Origin of the sequence: Echinicola soli (assembly GCF_006575665.1) — a bacterium.
Classification (GTDB): domain Bacteria; phylum Bacteroidota; class Bacteroidia; order Cytophagales; family Cyclobacteriaceae; genus Echinicola; species Echinicola soli.
The window spans coordinates 5,298,199-5,319,504 of record NZ_CP041253.1; the positions used below are offsets into that span (position 1 = coordinate 5,298,199).

Consider the following 21,306-nt stretch of genomic DNA (forward strand, 5'->3'; position numbering starts at 1 on the left):
TAAAATAAAAACCTCCGGGACATTGCCCCGGAGGTTTTAACACTTAAAAAACCACCAACCTTTAAATAAATCTATACAAACTATTTTCTTCGAATAGCTATATTGATTTTGTCTGCCAGTAAATACATGACAGGTACAATTACTAACGTTAAAAAGGTCGCAAAGGTTAACCCAAATATCACGGTCCAGGCCATTGGTCCCCAAAAATCTGCGTTATCGCCACCTACGTAAAACTGAGGATCGAAATCCGACAGCAGCGTAAAGAAGTCAATGTTCATTCCGATCGCCATTGGGATCAATCCCAGAATGGTCGTAATGGCGGTCAGCAGCACGGGACGAAGACGGATCTTGCCCCCTTCCACGATACTTGCCATCAGGTCCTCATAGGTCAGGTGTTCGTCCTCGCCCAATCCGCGATCCGAGCGCTTCCGCTCCCTCACCAAGTTGGTGTAGTCGATGAGTACGATGGCATTGTTTACCACCACCCCTGCCAGGGAAATAATACCGATACCGGTCATGATCACCACAAAGTCCATATTGAAAATCGATAGCCCGATAAATACCCCGATGGTACTCAGGACCACCGAACACATGATGATAAACGGTGTCATCAGGGAATTGAACTGTGCCACGATGATCAGGAAGATGGCCGCTACGGCGATCATCATCGCCCGCATAAGGAATTCCATGGATTTGGCCTGCTCTTCCTGCTCTCCGGTAAATTTGATATCGATACCATCCGGCAATTCATAATCCTCTAATCTCGACCTGATCCTGTTGTTGATCTCCGTCGGATTGAATCCTTCGTTGACGTTGGAGTAAATGGTGATCACTTTGTCAAGATCTTTCCGCTTTACCGAACCGTAGGTAGAACTGTATTCAAAGTTTGCTACAGAAGTAATCGGTATATGCCTTTTATTGCCGAATTTGTCCATGAAATAGATCTTCTTGTTGACCAAGGCATCAACATCATAGCGGTATTTTTCGGCAAGCCTCAATTCGATCGGGTAGTCATCCTCTCCTTCTTTGTATTTGCTAACTTCCAGCCCAAAGATTGCCGTTCTCAGCTCATTGGCAATCGTAGAGGTGGACAGGCCAAACCTACGAGCCTTTTCCCTGTCGATGTTGACAATCAGTTCCGGTTTTCCGGTCTGCAGGTCCATCTTCAGCTCTTCGATTCCTTGGATGTTAGCCCCTTGGATAAACTCCCGGATATCTTCCACCTCTGCGACCAACTTCTCATAATCCTCACCGTTCACCTCTATGTTGATCGGTTTTCCTACAGGAGGGCCATTTTGCTCTTTGTCCACGGTGATCTGTACGCCGGGGTATTTTGCCATAGCCTCCCGGAGTTCTTCCATGATCTTTGTGGTGTTCTTGCCGTCCCGGTACTGGTATTCGACAAAACTCACCGTCAGCATCGCCTTGTGCGGGGTTACCCCCATACTCGGCCCTTCGGAAGGATCGCTCGTGCCTTCCCCTACCTGGGCGATAAAGGCTTCCACAATATCCCGGTGCGGCTTGATCAACTCCATCACCTCGTCCTCCACTTTTTTACTAAATTCATTGGTAGCTTCAATGTCGGTACCAATGGGATATTCTATAAAAATATTGACATAGTTAGGATCACTGCTTGGGAAAAATTCCACCTTAGGTGATCTTACCATCAACAGTACCAGTGAAAATATCAACACACCGAACATGCCAAAGAAAAACAGGTACGGCTTTCGGCCACGGAGGGCAAAAGAAAGCAGCATTTCATATTTCTCTTCCAACCAAACCAAAAACACCTGTTGAAACCACCTGATGGCCTTTTTCATGAAGATGGCATTGACCAGCGTGATGATGGCTGCGATCAGGGCTATATTGGCCATGGTAAACACCTGGGCGATATAGCAAATCGCTGCAATGGTCAACAAAGTCCCTGCAATGATAAAGGACCGCTTCTTGGGCTTGACATTGTCCAAATCCTGGATTTTCATTAACATCGCCGTCACCACCGGATTGATCACCAGTCCCACAAACAAGGATGATGAGAGCACGATGATCAAGGTAATGGGAAGGTATTTCATAAATTCCCCCATGATGTCCTGCCAGAAGGCCAGCGGGATAAAGGCCGCCACGGTAGTGGCCGTAGATGTAATGATCGGCCAGGCAACTTCACCTACCCCTTCCTTGGCCGCACGGATAGGGGTCTTCCCTTCCTGCATGAGCCTGTATACATTTTCGACGACCACGATACCGTTATCCACCAACATCCCCAGTGCGAGGATCATGGAAAACAGCACCATCATGTTCAGGGTCACTCCAAAGGCATTGAGGATCATAAAGGAGATGAACATGGAAAGCGGAATGGCGATCCCTACAAAGAGCGCATTCCTAAAGCCCATGAAAAACATCAGTACGATGATCACCAGGATGATCCCCGAGATGATACTGTTCTCCAGGTTGGCCACCATGCTGCGGGTCACTTTGGACTGGTCATTGGTGATGCTGACCTTCAGGTCGGAGGGAAAATGGTTATTTTCGGCTTCCTCCAGGATTTCCTTGATCTTATCACTGGCCGCCAAAAGGTTTTCCCCACCTCTCTTGATCACATTGACGGTAACCACGGGAAGCCGGGAGGCGCGGGCATAACTTTCACGCTCCTTATACGTGTCCCTTACTTCGGCTACATCCCTGAGGTAGATGATATTTCCTCCTTCGATCTTGACGATGATGTCGTTGAGCTCTGAAGGATCTTCAAACTCTCCTGTAATCCGCAGCGCCCTCCTGAAATCACCGCTGAGGATGTTCCCTCCTGAGATCGTCACGTTTTCCGAAGAAATCGCATCGGCGATATCCCCAAAGCTCACCTCCATGGCCTCCATTTTGAACAGGTCGGCATTTACTTGGATCTCACGGTCGATGGTACCGGTAAGGTCCGCACTGGATATCTCGGGCAGGGCCTCTATTTCATCTTCCAGGTACTCGCCAAACTCCTTCAGCTCTTCTTGTGAGTAATTCCCCGAAAGGTTCACAAACATGATCGGCATTTCCGAAAAGTCGAGCTCAAAAATATTCGGATCCTGATCCAGGTCGGTGGGCAATTCGCTCTTGGACTTGTCCACCGCATCCTTGGTATCCTGCAGGGCCCTGGAAATATCCACTCCGGGATTGAACTCGATGATAATGGTGGAGTAATCCTGTATGGAAGTAGACTCAATGGTCTTCACATCCTTGAGCGATTTAAGCTCCTTCTCAATGGGACGTGTGATGAGGTTCTCCATATCCACCGGGGAGTTTCCCGGATAGCTGGTCCCTATATACACGGTAGGGATGACAATTTCGGGAAAACTCTCCTTGGGCATCGTCCGGTAGGCATACAGGCCCATAAAAGTGATGATCAGCGAAAGGATGATCACACTGGTCTTGTTATTGACCGCCAGCGAGGATAGCCCAAATTCCCTGGTTACATTCTTATCTTGTTGTTTTTCTGCCATGATTAACTTTCAACGATTTGAACTTTGGAACCTTCAGCTACTTCTCTGAATCCTTTGTCTATCAGCACTTCCCCGCCTGAAAGTCCTTCCTTGATTTCGGAAACCCTGTGATAGGTCTCTCCCTTCGTGATGTATTGTTTCTTGGCCTGTCCGTTGTCCACCACAAAGACGTACTCGCCTTTGTTATCACGTTGGATTAGGTTGGTAGGAACGGTCGTCGCCGCTTTATTTTCATAATCCTTGATCCGGAGCACCGATATCATATTCGGTTTGATATGCTTCACGCTCGGCAAGAACACCTCCACTTTGAAGGTTCTGTTATTGGGATTGATGATGGCTCCCACTGCGGTCACTTTGGTATTAACCTCACGGTCCAGTGAAGGGAATTGCACTTTTACCGAATCTCCTTGCTCCAACACCCCTACATAGGCCTCGGAAATATCCGCTTCGATGTACAGGTCGCTTTCCCCGACAAAGTTGATGATCGGCATGCCCGGCTGCACCAGCTCTCCCAGTTTTACCATCACCTCTTCCACAGTACCATGGTACGGAGCACGGATGGTGGTTTTATCCTTCTGTGTTTTTAGGGTTTCCAGGTTCTTCTCCAGCGACTCCACCCTGTTTTTTGCTTCGAGGTACTGCACTTCGGTGCCGATTTCGCGTTCCCAAAGGCGCTTCTGCTTTTCATATAGGGTAGTGGCCAGGTCCAGCTGTGTCTCCAGTTCGGAGATATTGTTATCAATGGATTCCCCATCAATGCTCACCAATACCTCTCCTTTGGAAGCCCGCATCCCTTCATGCACATCGATCTGCTCTATCCTTCCGGACACTTCGGAACTGATGTTGACATTCTTTTTGGAAAGTACCGATCCGGTCACTTCCAGGTAATGTTCAAAGGCTTGGTTCTGGGCCTTGACAGTGGTCACCAAAACGGATTTTCTATTGCTCCTTGCAAAAGTAGAGTCCTCTGCGGAAATCTCCTTTTCGAGCGCGGAGATATTATCCTTCAGCTCATGGTACTGATCCTTGTATGCTTTCAGCTGGGCTTTTTTTGCCTCCAGCTCAGATTCTTGCGGGCCGCAGGAAAAAGTCATTGCGGCCGCTAATGCCAATGATAATCTGGAAAAGGTTTTCATATTGCTATAATGGTATATGTATTTTTTCATCTTAATATTCCTAATGCTTTTTCAAGATCCACCTTGGAGATCAAAGCGTCGTACAATGCACTGTAATAATTGATCTCGGCTTCCACAAGGTCGGAGTCCGCCTCCACTACCTCAAAGTTGGAGCCCACACCTTCGGTATACTTGATCCGGCTGATTTCGTACACTTCGCTGGCAAGCTCCATGTTTTCCCGCTGGACATCCAGTGTTTTGAGGTTGTTCTGCAGGTTTGTCCTCGCCTGGAAGCGTTCGACCACAATGTTATCATCCAGCATGTCGATCTGGTTTTCGATCTGCTGCAGCTGGATACGGTTTTGCTGGATCCGCTTGGCCTTGGCCAGTCCATCAAAAATGGGCACGTTCAGCGTGAGCCCGACAAAGGCACCCGTAAACCAATTTTCACCATCCCATAGCGTGTTGAACTGCTGTCCTGCACCGTTCCGCTGGTAGGTGAAGTTCGCGTTGAGACTGGGCAGGTACTGTACCGTATTGTTTTTCAGGTCCAGTTTCACCAGTTCCCAGTTGGTCTGTAGCTGGTCCATTTCTACCCTTCGGTAACCTGGGTTGTCCAATAGATCCGTAATTTGCTCCGGCTGGTTCAAATCCCGCAAGCTTTCGGTCATGCGGATCTCATATTCAATCGGCAGGCCCATCTGGACCTTTAGCAGTTGCTTGCTGATCTCTGAGGCGGCATTGATCTTATCCAGCTCGGTCCTGATGTTATTGTACTGCACCTTCACACGGGAAACTTCGATCTTCTCGGCAAAGCCTTCCTCATACAGGGCCGTAGTTTCCTGGAGCAGCGTGTCGATCCTTGCCAGATTGGCCTCGGCGAGCTGCTGCCGCTCCTCGTTGACCAGCACGGTAAAAAAGGCCTTTTTGACATTCTCGATGACATCATTTTCGGTTTTTTCCTTATCAAACTCGCTGAGCTGTCTGTAGGTACGTGCTGCCTTTAGTCCCACAAAGTACGATCCGTCAAAGATCATCTGGTTCACCGTTACCGATATGCCACTCTGGTAGTTGACGCCAAACTGTACCGGAATCACATCCGAAGGGTTGTCCGGATCTGCAAAAGGTCCCTCGTTGGGCAAAAACATCACCGGAATGGATACGTTCTTGGTAAAATCAAAACTGCCATTGATCTGGGGCAGTCCCTGAGCCACCTGCTCTCCTACCGAAGCTTTTGAAGCAAAAGTCTCCAGCAAGGCATTCTTGGCATCGGCGTTGTTTTCCAAAGCGTACTGGACGCTTTCCTCTAAAGTAAACTCCAATACTTCCTGGGCGGATACCCGACCTGCCAGCAGGCAGGTGAGCAGGACGCCAAAAAGGGAGAATCTGGTTGTTAAACGCATGAATTAATCCTGATTATTGATTTTATAAAATAGTTCTCTTCCTTTATCGGTCAAAATACCGTGGATAAAATGATCCATGATCGCCATCTGAACTTCCATAACATTGAATTTCGATGGCGGGAATTTTTCCGAATCAAATGTACTGGCAATCTGGTCCATTCTGACCAAGGCCAGGATATTTGCATCAATTTCCGGCCTGAAGTACCCTTCTTTCTTACCTTTCTCCAAGACGTCAGAAATGGTCTTGATGGCACAGTTTTGCCTAAAATCCTCAAACAATTTCCAACAACTGGGATAATACCGCTGGATTTCACTGAATACCACAGGGTTGATATTGGAAAACCTTGAGCGGATGTATTTGGACACCTCCACAAAATGCCATATCGCCCCTTGGTTTTCATCATAGAGATTCATAAAAAACTCCTGGTCCTCCAGCATTTTGTTTTTAAAGGCCTCCAGCACCAACTGCGCCTTATCCTTGAACTCCTGGTATATCGTCTTCTTCGAAACACCAGCAGCCCGGGCTATATCATCCACGGTCACATACCTTACCCCCAAACGGGCAAATTGGTCCATGGCGATTGTCAATATCTTTTCGCGTGTCTCCAAAATCTCAGTCCACTTCTAAATTTCACTCACGCAAAACTGCGGAAACTTTATGAAACCTCAAAGTTTCCGGCGTTTTATTTCCACTCCCTGGTGCCTCTCATCAAAAACCCTACAAAAACCAAAACCACCCCGGGTAGGGTATCCCGGCCACTTCGAAAGACCGCACTGTACGCATATGGTCAATGCATTGTCCATAACCGGACGACAGACTAACCTTTTATTCTTCATCAAAGGTATTGGGCGAATAGCAAAAGTCCCCACGTGTTTAGGTTATCTTTATTAAATACTCGGTGAAGCCCCCGCTTTTATCGGTAAGGCTTTGATCCCCCGGCAACTTTCCTGAACCACCTCTCCTCGACGGTGTTCTCCCCTCTGATATAACGTGTAGAAAAACTCCAAAACCATTGTGCTGACAAGCCGTTCCCGTACAGCCAATATAAAATCCAACGGGCTCTTCCAAGTTTTCAACCATTTGCGTACCTTTGCTCCTTAATTTATGGTCATCCAATAACAGCGGACATGATTCTCTTTTTCCAATCCCCACAAAAAAACACCATCTACGCTCTAGAAGCCAAACAACCTGTCGCACCTGAGGACCTCCAAAAGCTTTCATGGCTCTTTGGCGAAGCCAGCCAGCTCGCACAGGAAAAGGTGGAAGGCAGCTATGCCGGCCCCAGAAAAGAAATGATCACTCCCTGGTCTACCAATGCAGTGGAAATCACTGCCAATATGGGCATCTCGGGAATCCTTAGAATTGAGGAGTTCAGTCTCCTGGAGGAAGGCCAGGAAATTGACCCTATGCTCCAGGCCAAGTACGATGGACTTGGGCAGGACACCTTTACCATCGACCTGAAACCAGAAGAAGTGCTGTCGATCACCGACATCAAATCTTATAATGTACAGGAAGGCCTTGCCCTGAGCGATGAGGAAATCGGATATTTGGAAAAGGTCAGCAAAAGTCTTGGCAGGCCACTGACCGACAGTGAGGTTTTCGGCTTCAGCCAAGTGAATTCCGAACACTGCCGCCACAAGATATTCAATGGCACCTTTGTCATCGATGGAGAGGAAAAGGAAAACACCCTATTCCAGTTGATCAAAAAAACCTCTATCAAGCATCCGAATAAAATCGTTTCTGCCTATAAGGACAATGTGGCCTTCGTTAAGGGACCAAAGGCGCAGCAATTTGCCCCCAAAAGCCAGGATAAAGCCGATTATTTCCAGCCAGAAAGCATCGACACCGTCCTTTCGCTAAAGGCGGAAACGCATAATTTCCCCACTACTGTAGAACCTTTTAATGGCGCTGCCACCGGTTCGGGAGGAGAAATCCGGGACAGGCTGGCAGGAGGAACGGCCTCCATTCCACTGGCCGGTACGGCCGTATACATGACCTCCTACTCCAGAAGCGAGGCGGGAAGAAGCTGGGAAAAGGATCTCAACGAGCGAAAATGGCTCTACCAAACCCCAATGGACATCCTGATCAAGGCCTCCAACGGTGCCAGTGATTTTGGCAATAAATTTGGACAGCCCTTGATCTGTGGAAGTGTCCTTACCTTTGAGCATGAAGAAAACGATAAGCAGTTTGGCTTTGACAAGGTCATCATGCTGGCAGGTGGTATTGGATTTACCAGGGAAAAATACAGCCTTAAGAACACCCCGGTAAAAGGCAACAAAATCGTCATCATGGGCGGCGACAACTACCGCATTGGCATGGGCGGAAGTGCCGTTTCTTCGGTAAACACCGGTGAATTCAGCAATTCCATCGAGCTGAATGCCATTCAGCGCTCCAACCCTGAAATGCAAAAAAGAGTGGCCAATGTCATTCGAGCCATGGCCGAAAACGACCATAATCCTATCATCTCCATCCACGACCACGGAGCCGGCGGACACCTTAACTGCCTGTCTGAACTGGTAGAAGATACGGGAGGAAATATCGACATTGATAAACTTCCCGTGGGCGACCCTACCCTATCTGCCAAGGAGATCATCGGCAACGAGTCCCAGGAAAGAATGGGATTGGTCATCGGCGAGGAGCATGTGGAAACCTTGAAAAAAATATCCGAACGTGAACGTGCTCCATTCTATGTGGTGGGTGAAACCACCGGGGACATGCACTTCAGGTTTGAAAACAAAAACTCGGGAGAAAAACCGATCGACTGGGACTTGTCCCATATGTTTGGCAGCTCTCCCAAAACCATCCTTACCGACAACAAAGCAACGACACAATATGCAGAGCCTGTCTACCAAACCGCTGATCTGAAGCAGTATATTGCCGAGGTTCTCCAATTGGAAGCTGTGGCCTGTAAGGACTGGCTCACCAATAAAGTGGATAGATCGGTAACAGGTCGTGTGGCCACCCAGCAGACCACTGGCGCCATCCAGGTACCCCTGAACAACGTCGCTGTCATGGCCATAGACTTTACCGGTAAAAAAGGCATCGCTACTTCCATCGGGCATGCTCCCGTGGCGGCTTTGACCAACCCGGAAGCAGGATCCAAACTGGCCATCGCAGAAGCACTTACCAACTTGGTATGGGCACCGATAGAGGACGGGCTCAGCGGTATTTCGCTCAGTGCCAACTGGATGTGGCCTGCCAAAAACGAGGGAGAAAACGACCGCCTGTACAGGGCCGTTCAGTCGGTGAGCGACTTTGCCATTGACTTGGGCATCAATATCCCTACCGGAAAAGATTCCCTGTCCATGACCCAAAAATACCCTGACGGCAAGACCGTCTACTCACCCGGCACGGTCATCATCTCCAGCGTGGGCGAATGTGCCGATATCCGCAAGACGGTCACTCCAGACCTGAAACCGGTGACGGGCACCAAACTGCTTTATATAGACTTCTCCAAGGACAATGCTCAGTTGGGAGGAAGCAGTTTTGCACAAGTGGTCAATAAAATAGGCAATACACCGCCTACTGTCAAGGACAATGACTACTTCGCAAAAGCCTTTATGGCCGTGCAGCAATTGGTAGCAAAGGGACTGCTCCTTTCAGGACACGACATCTCCTCTGGTGGTTTGATCACCACGCTACTGGAAATGACCTTCCCTACCAAGGCTTGCGGACTGAATGTCAAAACGGACCAACTCGAAGAGAAGGACATTATCAAAGCCCTTTTTGCTGAAAATCCCGGCGTGGTCGTCCAGGCCAAGGATGCCAAAACTGTAAAAGCCAACCTGGAAGAACTTGGCATTTCCTACATCACCATTGCAGAAGTCACCACTGACGGCAAGGTAACCCTGGAAGGAGTGGACATGTCACTCGATGTGGCCTCACACCGGGACACTTGGTTCAAATCATCCTACCTGCTGGACCAAAAACAAAGTGGTCAGCGGCTTGCCAAGGACCGATTTGACAATTATAAGCAGCAGCCATTGGAATTTACGTTTGGCAAGAACTGGGAAGGCACTTACGATGCCTTTAAGCTAAACCCTTACCGGCATGAAGCCAATGGCACCAAAGCCGCCATCATCCGGGAAAAGGGGGTAAATGGAGACAGGGAAATGGCCTACGCACTATGGCTGGCAGGGTTTGATGTCAAGGACGTCCACATGACCGACCTTATCACTGGTCGTGAGACGTTGGAAGATGTCAATATGATCGTTTTCGTAGGAGGTTTCTCCAATTCCGATGTGTTGGGATCCGCCAAGGGCTGGGCAGGAGCTTTCCTGTTCAATGAAAAGGCAAAAACCGCTTTGGACAATTTCTATGCCCGTCCTGATACGCTGAGCCTTGGTGTATGTAACGGTTGTCAGTTAATGATAGAACTTGGGCTGATCAACCGTGACCATGACGTGAAGCCAAAGATGTTGCACAATGAAAGCCATAAATTCGAATCTTCCTTTGTCAATGTGGACATTCCTGAAAACAACACCGTGATGTTCGGTTCTCTTTCCGGCCAACGGTTAGGGGTATGGGTGGCCCATGGTGAAGGAAAGTTCTCCCTTCCCAAAGAAGAGGAAGCGTACAATATTGGCATGAAATACAGCTACCAGGCCTACCCTGGCAATCCTAATGGTTCGGATTACGCCGTAGCCGGTTTGGCCTCACGTGATGGCCGCCACTTGGCCATTATGCCACATATCGAACGCTCCCTGGCACCTTGGAACTGGCCTGATTACCCCGAGGAACTAATAGATCAGGAAATCACGCCGTGGGTAGAAGCCTTCGTCAATGCCAAAGAATGGGTAGCTTCCCACCAATAGTGGATCACCCCTTGGAGTCAGTACTTTTTTTTTACTGACTTCAAGGGACTTACAAAAAACCCTCAAAAAAACTTTAAATCAGGGTTTGCATTAAAAAAAAAAGCACATACCTTTGTGTCACATTTAAGGCAAACACGGCCTTAAGCACATAAAAATGACCCATGGTGTAACTGGCAACACGTCTGATTTTGGTTCAGAAGAGTCTAGGTTCGAGCCCTAGTGGGTCAACAAAAGCAAAAACCGCATTACGAAATGCGGTTTTTGCTTTTTAAAAGAAACCAGTTTTCAGTTTGCCTTAAATGCCATCTATATTCATATTTTTTATGACCCTTTCTTTTTATCTCGAATTATTTCATTTAATAGCTCCCGAAAATTTAAACGCTTAACTTTTTTCTTGAATTAGGTCGTTTATCTGACCAATGATTCTTTCTAGAATAATATTTGTTACTTACATTAAGTGCTTTAATATAGAATTCATATGAAATCCATAAAATCAAATACAGCATATCCAAACCTACCTCAAAGGTTGTTCTGGGATTTCGATTTCGATAAACTGGATTGGGATAAAAGCTATCGAACAGTCATCGAAAGGGTAATTGAGCGGGGTACTAAAACTGAATTGACTGAAATGACGAGGTATTATGGCAAAAACTTAATTAAGTCTGCTTTAAAAGACGAGATCAATTATCTTCCTGAATATGCCATTGACTTGGTTGAACAAAATTTTGGCTTAAAAAGAACCCAACTCAAATGCTACAAAAAGACACAGTCTCGGCATCAACATTGGCTTTGATTAATGAAAGATGAGAAACGTCAAGGATTTCTATTTTTAGCAGGCTATGCCGCCACAGCTCTACGACTTTGATCTCCTATATCTTATCATAACTTTTCTTACCCTCACCTGAATTCCTTCATTCATTTAATAGTTTACATTTTGTAACAATATCAAAAGATAATCGGATATTTTTCGATTATCTTATTTATTTTATACATTTATGATATGGATGTAAACCAGCAAATACGTAATCATTCCCATGCGCCCATTTCCCACCAATTACTTATCCATTGGTTAAAAGGATATAAAAGGCCAAATGATAAAATCATGCATTTAAAGACCAAAGGAATATTGAGCCAAATAAAAAAAGGGCTCTATACAGCTGGTCCAGGATTGACCAATGATAAACCTGACCTGATCCTGCTGGCAAACCACATTCTTGGCCCAAGTTATGTCTCCATGGAAACCGCCCTATCACATTATGGAATGATCCCCGAAAGGGTCTTTGAGATTACCTCCATGTGTACCAAAAGCTCCCGGGAATTTCATACTCTCTACGGAACATTTTCCTACAGGCAGCTACCACTTACCTACTATGCTTTGGGAATAAGATCAACCCCTGTTTCAACGAACCAGTTTGCACTAATGGCCACTCCAGAAAAGGCTATATGTGACAAAATCGTCACTACTCCAGGCACTATCAGAAGCATAGCTTCGGCTTATAATTTCCTTGTTGAGAACTTACGAATGGACGAATTCCAGCTTAGAAAACTTGATTTAGAATCAATCCGTAAATGGTTGGTAGTATCCCCCAAAAGCAGTAGCATTTATTACATAATAAAAATGATTGAGCGGTTATGATCAAAGATTGGTTAAATACATATAATCCCGGAAATGAGCAAGAAGCTAAAGACGCATTGAGGGAAATTATGCAAGAAATTGCTCTTTCAGGGCTCTATAGATCAGGGTTCTTCGAAAAAGCGGCTTTTTACGGAGGGACAGCTCTTAGGATATTCTATGGCTTGGACAGGTTTTCTGAGGACCTCGATTTTAGTCTTTTGAAGGAGGACACTTCATTTTCCATTGCCAAATACGAAAATGCAATCATCGACGAATTCGCATCTCTGGGAATGAACGTATCGATAAAGGAAAAAAACAAAACAGCAGACAGCAACATTAATTCGGCCTTCCTGAAATCGGAAACAGTGTGGAAGGAACTTATTTTGGAAGGAATAATCCCCCAAAACGGACTTAAACAAATGGCAAACATAAAGATAAAGCTTGAGATCGACACCAAGCCACCATTGGGCTTTGATACCGAAGAAAAGCTATTGTTAAAACCCTTTTCCTTTTACGTCAAATGTTTCTCCATTTCCGATCTGTTTGCAGGAAAAATGCATGCTCTTTTGTTCAGAAGATGGGGCACCAATGTAAAAGGGAGGGATTGGTACGATATGGAATGGTATATCCGGAGAGATACCAAATTGAATTTATCTCATTTTGCCGTTCGGGCAATGGATAGTGGTGACTGGAAGAAAAACCAAATATCAGAAACTGAGTTTCTTGAATTATTAAATAGAAGAATAGACACTGTAAATATGGATTATGTCAAAAGGGATATACGTAGATTCATAAAAACACCAAGCGTTTTGGATATCTGGAACAAGAATTATTTTAAAGATTTGATAAAGCATCTACAATTCACCACCTAAAAACCAAATAACAGCTAGTTGCATCTACCCATCTCGATCCAATCAATAGATCTTTATTGAAGCTGGAATTTGAATCAATTCCAATGCCATTTCCAAATCCTCCACAAACCGGTTCGAAATAAGTACCAAGTGGTCAACAAAAGCAAAAACCGCATTATGTAATGCGGTTTTTGTTGTTTTATAGCCTATCAGTTTTTAGTTTGCCTTTAAGGTAACCATTTTCCCACCTTACTATAACTTGGGATACAACTATTTCTTTACTCATCCTTCAATACATTGACAGGATTGGTAATCGCAGCTCGGTAACTCAAGCCGCTGATGGTCAGCAATGCCACGCAAAGGGTAAGCAGGCCCGCCAATCCAAAAATCCACCAGTCCAATGTGGTCTTATAGGCAAAGCTTTCCAGCCACTTGCTCATAAAATAATAGGACACTGGACAAGCTATGGCAAAAGCCACCAAAACCCACCTTACAAAATCCGCATTGAGCAGTACGATAATTTCCCTTACCGTGGCACCATTGACCTTGCGCACACCGATTTCCTTTACCCGCTTCTGGGTATCATCCAATGCGATCGCAAACAGCCCAATGCATGAAATCAAAAGGGCAACTAGCGTAAACAGGATAAAAATGGTACTTAACTGCTTTTCCTTCTGGTAAAGGGCTTGGATTTCATCCTCAAAAAAACGGTAATGGAATGTTTGCCCAGGGTTTAATTCATCAAACAATCCCTTCACAAAAGCCAGTCCTTCCTGCTCCGCTCCATTATGAAACTTGAGCATAAAATCCCTCTCAAAATCCTCAAAATACAACATGATCAAAGGCTCCGGTTTCGCAGAAAGGTGTTGATAATTAAAATCCTTGACCACTCCTAAAATCCTATACTCGCCACCCCAGCTGCTACTTTCTAACGTGGTGGTAGCGATGTCATCAATTTGCCAATATTTTTTTGCCATCTCATTAATTACCACTTTTTTTGAACGTTCCTTATCTTTTTCATTGTCAAAAAAACGCCCTTCAGATAATTCCAATCCAAAAACATCTTCATAACCAGGCCCTACCGCAAGCATGTTTACCGTCGAAAATTCCCTTCCTGCTTTTTCCGTTTTCCAGTCCATTGACGACGGCTCCAAAATAGTCCCTCCCTGTGAAAAAGAAGCAACAGCGGAGTGGGATACAATTTCATTTTTGACATACTGGAATTTCTCCTTAACCTCCTCATATTTTCTGACCATCTCCTCCCTGTTACCCTTAAACCGGGGCATTTCATTAAAAAGTTTTGTCCGCAGTATATTTTGGGACTCTATGCCCAAATCCTTGTCAAGCATAAAATTCAATTGCCTGGAGACCATAAAAGCTGAGATCAACAAGATAAAAGTCAGCGAAAACTGTACGACGATTACCAACCTTTTACTGAGTAAAAATCTCCCTCCATCAAATTGTCCCTTCAGACTTTTGGTAAGGGACATTCGTAAGAGAATTGTCATAGGGTACACGATAGCCAGCGCCCCCATCAATAGCAGTACCACTCCATTGATAAGAATAATTTGCCCCAATGAAGGCAATAACCCTGCGCCAGTCAGCGCATTGAAAAATGGCAACACCAAATGATAAGCGCCAATGGCCAACGAAAAGGCTATGACTATTAATATCATTATATTTACCAGCTTTTGATAAACCAAATGCCTGCCTTCTGCTCCGTAAATCAGGTTGGTAGCAGCTTGTTTTATGGAAACATTGGTCTCTATTACCTGAAGGTTGGAAAAATTCAAGACAGAAATCAGCAAAATAACCCCTATCATAATCACTAGGACATAAACCTGAGACCTATCCCCCTTTTTGGACACTCCTGTAGTCCACTTATCGGAGATCTCTGTTGAATAATACAATCCAAGAAAGGGCTTTATACTGCTCTCACTGTCCTTAAACTGGTGATGTTCCTTTCCGATATCCTTTATTATTGCCTTAAACGCACCTTCATCGAAACCGGACTTGGTAAGAATATAATCTGTTTCGGACCGGGAAAACACATTGGGATCCTTATGTTGGGGCAAAACAAAATCAAACGCTATGGAACTATTCGATGGAGGATTAGCTAAGATGCCTTTTATAGTATATTCCATTTCTCCACGTACATCCACTTTGATCACTTGACCGATAGGATCCTGATGCCCAAACATTTGTTGAGACAACTTTTCTGTGATCAAAATACCATCTTCCGACCTCATGGCCTCCTTTCCTTCTCCACGCTTTACCTCAAAATCAAAAACATCAAAAAACAAACTGTCCGAAACAATGCCTTCCGGCATATAGGTTCTTCCTTCATAGATCAACTTTATCTCTTCCTCCCTATATTTCCTAATGGATGTAGCTTTTTCTATGGAAGGATAATTACGATAATCAAAATTAAAGAATGAACTGGCTCCAATTGGTGTCCATTCGCTTCCCTCGTTGGCCCTGTTGACTATCGCATAGATATCTTTTCCTCTACTATGGAATTTATCCATAGAGAGTTCATTATAGACATAGGTAAAAAGTAGGGAGATACAGACCGTTCCCAACAGTAGGGTCAATACACTGCCCAAAGACACGGACAGTTTGTTCCTGAAATTGCGAAAAGCGTACTTAATGTAATGAAAAATCATACGGATGCTGTTTTTTGTTGATTTTCGGTTACAATTTTTCCATCAAAAAGGTTGATCACCCTATGGGCAAAACTGGCATCATGATGGGAGTGGGTCACCATGACAATAGTGGTTCCTTCCTTGTTCAGCTCTGTCAAGAGGTTCATGACTTCCTGCCCGTTTTTGGAGTCCAGGTTACCCGTAGGTTCATCAGCAAGGATCAGCTTGGCATTGGCCACCAAAGCCCGGGCAATGGCCACCCTTTGTTGTTGGCCTCCGGAAAGTTGCTTTGGGAAGTGCTTCATGCGATGTCCCATTTCCATTCTTTTGAGTACCTCGTGAATTCGCTTTTTCCTATCTGCTGCACTCAGCTTCAGATAGATCAAGGGGAGTTCTACATTCTCATATACATTCAGCTCATCGATCAGGTTAAAGCTCTGAAACACAAAGCCAATATTTCCTTTTCGGTACTTGGTACGGTTATTTTCTTTTAGGTTTCCCACCGATGTACCATCAAAGTGGTAAGTCCCGGAACTGGGATTATCCAAAAGCCCTATGATATTTAACAGGGTAGACTTTCCACAACCAGAAGGTCCCATAATTGCTAGAAACTCACCTTTTTTCACATGCAGGTTGATATTGTTAAGGGCAGTGGTTTCTATTTCTTCTGTTCGAAAAACTTTCGATAGGTTATTTGCTTTTATCATGTATTTATAAGTTTATGTTTATTTTTTTTCTTTCAACCCGCATATGCATTGGGGCTTCGTTATAGCCTATCCCGAAATCCTTCGGGGAATGTAGAGAAGAGCCGAAAGCACAATACCGGACTTTAAAATATCAGGAATTTACAATGCCCCCTTCTTAAGCTCAGTGGTGCAAAAGTTTCCATCTTCTATTTCTTTTCCTTCACTGCAACACCAATTTTTCATTATCCCCAAAGGCTTCATAGCCCGAAATAATCACTTTTTCTCCAACTTCTAACCCCTCCAGTACCTCATAGTATTTGGGATTTTGCTTGCCAATTTTAATGCTTCTCTTATATGCATATTCCTCAGAAGGGTCCAAAACATAGGCCCATTGCCCGCCTGAACTTTGAAAAAATGCTCCCTTCGGTAATAGTAATGCCTTTTGTGGATCACCCAATTCCAAGTTGATGTAATAACTCTGACCATTCCTCATTAGGGCAGGTTTGTTTTCCGTAAAGTGCATATCCACCCTAAACTTCCCTTCTTTGACTTCAGGAAATATCTTTCTGATCTGTAATTTATAAATGCTATCATTCTTGGTGATCCTGCCCTTCAAAAAAGCATTGACCCGGTCAATATAATGTTCGTCGATCCAGGATTCTATCTTATGGCCGGATAGATCATAAATTTGGGCGATGGCACTGCCTGAGGCAATTTGCTGCCCCAGTTCTCCTTCGAGCATCGCCAGCTGACCATCCACAGGTGCTTTCACATTAAGATTGTCCAATCGTTCATAGACCATGTCCAGCGTTCTTTTCATTCTTGCTAAATCGGCATCCAGCTCTTTGACCGTAATCAGTTTGGCCAGTGAGTCTTGCTTGGACTTGATACGGCTTACCTCCATCTTTTTTTGGGCCAATTCATAATTTTCCTTGGCCTCAATATAATCTTCCCTCGAAATCAGGTTCCGATCAAACATATATTGCTCTTGCTCGTAATTCCTCTTGGCCTTCCTTAATAGATATTGGGCTTCTATTTTAGTGGTCTGACTAATGACCAGATCAGATTCGAAATTGAATTTAGTTTGTCTCAAATCATTTTGTTTGGAAACAAAATCTGCTTCCACATTGAGAATCTCCATGTGAAGCACCCTATTCTCCAATTTCATGATCGTATCTCCTTTCTCCACCATGGCTCCTTCTTCCAAGTACTTTTCAACAATTCTCCCTCCCTCATAGGCATGCAAGTAATACGTACTTATTGGCTTTACCTGTCCAGATATGTTGATATAATCATCAAAATCCCCAGAAATGACCTTGGCAATACTCAGGTTCTCCCTGTTGACCCGATAGGTAGAAGCCGAACGACCATACACAAGCATCCACACAAGGACCAAAAAGACCAAACTACCAAGGCTGGTCAAAACATGGGTTAATTTCAACCCTTTCTTCTTTTCAATCTTCCTATCCATATACTTGTCTATACGAAGTAACTTTCATTTTTTAACTGTTCGCCAAAGCATGCGGAAAAACAACACTTAAAAGCCTCTCCCCTGGATGAAATCTAAAAAGTGGTCATTAGAATCCTTCAGATCACTTTTTTTAAGACCTGTTTGATCCTCCTATATTCCATCGCCGTGCCAAACCATGATACCCACTGAACAACAACTACTTACAAAACTCCCTATACTATTTTTTTGTCGTTGCTGTAAAATATATTGACGAAAGTGTCAAAATATTTTACACTCCAACCAATTCATTTCACATTATTCATAGTTTTGACCATGGACCAGATAGATGGACGACATGGAAGGAAAAATATTGATCGTCGATGACAACAAGTCGATATTAAATGCGCTGGAGTTCTTATTAGAAGGTGAATATGCCTATATCACGGCAATATCCAACCCGAATAAGATCACAGGAATGGGAGACATGAGCAGCTATGACGCCGTTTTGCTAGATATGAACTTTTCGGCAGAAGTCAATACGGGCAATGAAGGGCTTTACTGGCTCAGGCAAATCAAAGGCAAAGCCCCTGAGCTCCCTGTGATTATGATCACTGCTTACGGGGACATGGATTTGGCCATCAAATCCCTAAAAGAAGGAGCGGTCGATTTTGTCCTTAAGCCTTGGGACAATCAAAAATTGCTCGCAACTCTCCGGTCAGCTTTCCAACTCGGTCAGTCCCGGAAAGAGGTAAAAAATCTCAAAAAGGATCAGGCCAACCTGAGGAGCCTTATCAACAATAATGACCAACCGATCATTGGAGAATCCATTGCGGTCAAGAATATGCTTACCATAGTGAGAAAAGTAGCCAAAACCACGGCCAATGTCCTCATTACAGGTGAGAATGGTACTGGAAAAGAACTCATTGCCAAAGAAATCCATCGACACTCCCCACGAAACAATGAGGTATTTGCGGGAGTAGACATGGGATCCATTCAGGAAAGTCTTTTTGAAAGCGAACTATTCGGTCATATAAAGGGTGCCTTTACCGATGCCAAAGAAGACAGGATCGGAAAATTCGAAGCCGCCAATGGAGGCACCTTATTTCTGGACGAAATAGGCAACCTTTCTTTTCCACTGCAGTCCAAACTGCTAAGTTCCCTTCAAAACCGTGAAGTGATAAAAGTGGGCAGCAACAAACCTGTCGCCATAGACATCCGCTTGATCAGTGCCACCAATAGCAATTTGGACGAAATGGTGGACAACGGTGATTTCAGAGAGGATTTGCTCTACCGTATCAATACCATTCACATTGAGATTCCACCACTTCGGGAGCGTGGGGATGATGTACTGCTGCTTGCCGAATTCTTCATAAAAAAATACGGGACAAAATATGGGAAAGGAAAACTCATCATCCATAAAAATGCAAAGAAAAAGCTCTTGGATTACAGCTGGCCGGGAAATATCCGGGAACTTCAACACACCATAGAACGGAGTGTGATCTTATGCGAAGGAAGCATCCTTCAGGACGATGACATCCTGTTAAAAGAGAGGTCACACCCTGCTCTAAATGAACTGGAAATGACCTTGGAAGAAATGGAAAGGGATATGATTGCCAGTGCCTTATCCCGTCATGATGGAAATTATACGGCCGCCGCTGAACAATTGGGAGTAAGTAGGCAAACGCTCTATAACAAGACCAAACGTTTTGGCCTTTGATTTTTCACCAGTTTAAACAAAAACACACATTGATTATGGCCAGCAAGCACCTTTATTTTCAAATCTGCCTAAGAGTACTCTTGCTTGTAATAACCTCACTTGTATTTGCTCACTTGTACCTAAAGGAGGATTACATTTTAAGTGTTTATATAGCTATTTTACTTATAACTCAGACGATATTGATAATCAGGTTTTTGAATAAGACCAACCGCAAAATCGCTTATTTCTTCAATGCCATAGAAAACAATGATTCGACCATAAGCTTCCCATATGACATTAAAACAGCCTCTATCCGTGAACTAAACTCGAGTCTAAATAGGGTAAACAACCTGCTTCGGGAGGCCAAAATAAGTATCAAAGAACAGGAACAATATTACCAAACCATTCTGGAAGAGGCTGAAACTGGAATCCTGGTCTTGAATGAAACAGGGCATATTATCCTTTCGAACAAAACGGCCAAACAGCTGCTCAATTATCAGCACCTCACCCACATTCAGCAGCTTCAGCCCATCAGTGAAAGTCTTTTCCAAACCCTCAAAAAAAACCATGGTTTTGACCAAAAATTGATCCAAATACCCAATGAACGAGAAAGTATTCACCTCACTGTCAAGGCAAGCAAACTGATCATAAAAGAGAAAAATATGCTCATGGTGGTTATTCAGAATATCCACAAAGAACTGGACAACCAAGAAATAGATTCATGGCAACGCTTGATCAGGGTGCTCACCCATGAAATAATGAATTCCGTCGCCCCGATTACCTCTATGTCTGAAAAACTCTTAGGATACTTCAAAAACAATGGCGAATTAATCAAACCCGAGACAATCACACAGGAAAAGATTGTCCAAACAGCTAAAGCCCTGGACACTATCAACAACCAAGGCAAGAACTTAATCAAATTTACCGATTCATATAGGACTTTGGCAAAAATTCCTGAACCTGACAAAAAACTGTTAAAGGTTCAAACTCTTTTTGAGACAGTAAGGATATTATTAAGTCAGGAAGAAGGTATCGATAGAATATCCTTCAAAACATCCATTTCCCCTAATGATTTGGAAGTTTATGCAGACGAAAACCTTATTACTTTAGTCCTCCTCAATCTGACAAAAAATGCTATTCAATCATTTATACACCAAAATAATGGGCTCATCGTGCTTTCTGGCAAGAAAAACTACTCAGGAACGGTTACGCTAAAGGTAAGTGACAATGGTCCTGGAATCCCTGAAAATGAAATGTACAAAATATTTATTCCTTTCTATACTTCCCGAAAAAACGGGACAGGAATTGGCCTTAGTTTATCAAAACATATCATGAAACTCCATCATGGCAGTATAGAGGTTAAGTCTAAGCCAAATGTGCAAACAGACTTTTCATTACATTTCCAGCGTGGATTGGGAGGATAAGTTCTATTCTTTTTCATTGGCGTCCGAGTAAAGGTTTTGCTTTCGCAGGAAATTCGTCAAAATCTATTAAACCAACATCCTAGCAGTAGAATCAGACAGGATGTTGGTTTTTCTTTTTTTATCT

Annotated in this window: 13 protein-coding genes and 1 tRNA gene; 7 read left to right on the forward strand and 7 right to left on the reverse strand. The window is 44.3% G+C overall.

Features of this window, described 5'->3' with window-relative positions:
- Window positions 1-80 precede the first annotated feature (80 nt).
- The 4 genes from FKX85_RS20450 to FKX85_RS20465 are packed head-to-tail and all read right to left on the reverse strand — an operon-like array spanning window position 81 to window position 6,609.
- On the reverse strand, window positions 81-3,482 hold the full coding sequence (locus FKX85_RS20450; protein WP_141616487.1) for an efflux RND transporter permease subunit: 3,402 nt from the start codon (window positions 3,480-3,482) through the stop codon (window positions 81-83).
- 2 nt (window positions 3,483-3,484) lie between these two features.
- On the reverse strand, window positions 3,485-4,648 hold the full coding sequence (locus FKX85_RS20455; protein WP_141616488.1) for an efflux RND transporter periplasmic adaptor subunit: 1,164 nt from the start codon (window positions 4,646-4,648) through the stop codon (window positions 3,485-3,487).
- Window positions 4,645-6,000 carry a TolC family protein gene (locus FKX85_RS20460; protein WP_141616489.1) on the reverse strand — a complete coding sequence of 452 codons (1,356 nt, stop codon included), beginning with the start codon at window positions 5,998-6,000 and terminating at the stop codon, window positions 4,645-4,647. Before FKX85_RS20460 ends, FKX85_RS20455 begins: the two co-directional genes overlap by 4 nt.
- Window positions 6,001-6,003: 3 nt before the next feature.
- Complete coding sequence (locus tag FKX85_RS20465) at window positions 6,004-6,609, reverse strand: TetR/AcrR family transcriptional regulator (RefSeq protein WP_141616490.1); 606 nt, start codon at window positions 6,607-6,609, stop codon at window positions 6,004-6,006.
- Between the two features lie 519 nt (window positions 6,610-7,128).
- Between FKX85_RS20465 and purL the strand changes: the two genes are divergently transcribed.
- The 5 genes from purL (at window position 7,129) to FKX85_RS20490 (ending at window position 13,302) form a co-directional block, all read left to right on the forward strand.
- Window positions 7,129-10,815 carry a phosphoribosylformylglycinamidine synthase gene (gene purL / locus FKX85_RS20470; RefSeq protein WP_141616491.1) on the forward strand — a complete coding sequence of 1,229 codons (3,687 nt, stop codon included), beginning with the start codon at window positions 7,129-7,131 and terminating at the stop codon, window positions 10,813-10,815.
- Window positions 10,816-10,970: 155 nt separating this feature from the next.
- Window positions 10,971-11,043, forward strand: a tRNA-Gln gene (locus tag FKX85_RS20475).
- Window positions 11,044-11,293: 250 nt separating this feature from the next.
- Window positions 11,294-11,608 carry a DUF6922 domain-containing protein gene (locus tag FKX85_RS20480; protein WP_141616492.1) on the forward strand — a complete coding sequence of 105 codons (315 nt, stop codon included), beginning with the start codon at window positions 11,294-11,296 and terminating at the stop codon, window positions 11,606-11,608.
- 309 nt (window positions 11,609-11,917) lie between these two features.
- A complete protein-coding gene (locus FKX85_RS20485; RefSeq protein ID WP_229239712.1) occupies window positions 11,918-12,451 on the forward strand; it encodes a type IV toxin-antitoxin system AbiEi family antitoxin domain-containing protein in 534 nt (177 codons plus the stop codon).
- A complete protein-coding gene (locus FKX85_RS20490; RefSeq protein WP_141616494.1) occupies window positions 12,448-13,302 on the forward strand; it encodes a nucleotidyl transferase AbiEii/AbiGii toxin family protein in 855 nt (284 codons plus the stop codon). The genes FKX85_RS20485 and FKX85_RS20490 overlap by 4 nt, the downstream gene beginning before the upstream one ends.
- Window positions 13,303-13,559: 257 nt before the next feature.
- Here FKX85_RS20490 and FKX85_RS20495 read toward each other — a convergent pair whose 3' ends face one another.
- The 3 genes from FKX85_RS20495 to FKX85_RS20505 all read right to left on the reverse strand — a co-directional run bounded on the left by FKX85_RS20495 (window position 13,560) and on the right by FKX85_RS20505 (window position 18,083).
- Window positions 13,560-15,947, reverse strand: coding sequence for an ABC transporter permease (locus tag FKX85_RS20495; RefSeq protein ID WP_141616495.1), 2,388 nt, complete (start codon window positions 15,945-15,947; stop codon window positions 13,560-13,562).
- On the reverse strand, window positions 15,944-16,633 hold the full coding sequence (locus FKX85_RS20500; RefSeq protein WP_141616496.1) for an ABC transporter ATP-binding protein: 690 nt from the start codon (window positions 16,631-16,633) through the stop codon (window positions 15,944-15,946). The genes FKX85_RS20495 and FKX85_RS20500 overlap by 4 nt, the downstream gene beginning before the upstream one ends.
- Before the next feature lie 199 nt (window positions 16,634-16,832).
- Window positions 16,833-18,083 carry an efflux RND transporter periplasmic adaptor subunit gene (locus FKX85_RS20505; RefSeq protein WP_141616497.1) on the reverse strand — a complete coding sequence of 417 codons (1,251 nt, stop codon included), beginning with the start codon at window positions 18,081-18,083 and terminating at the stop codon, window positions 16,833-16,835.
- 325 nt (window positions 18,084-18,408) lie between these two features.
- On the opposite strand from FKX85_RS20505, the gene FKX85_RS20510 reads away from it, so the two are divergent.
- Complete coding sequence (locus FKX85_RS20510) at window positions 18,409-19,779, forward strand: sigma-54-dependent transcriptional regulator (protein WP_210416884.1); 1,371 nt, start codon at window positions 18,409-18,411, stop codon at window positions 19,777-19,779.
- A gap of 194 nt (window positions 19,780-19,973) precedes the next feature.
- Window positions 19,974-21,182: a sensor histidine kinase gene (locus FKX85_RS20515; RefSeq protein WP_168196308.1), complete on the forward strand. Its 1,209-nt coding sequence runs from the start codon at window positions 19,974-19,976 to the stop codon at window positions 21,180-21,182.
- Window positions 21,183-21,306 lie beyond the last annotated feature (124 nt).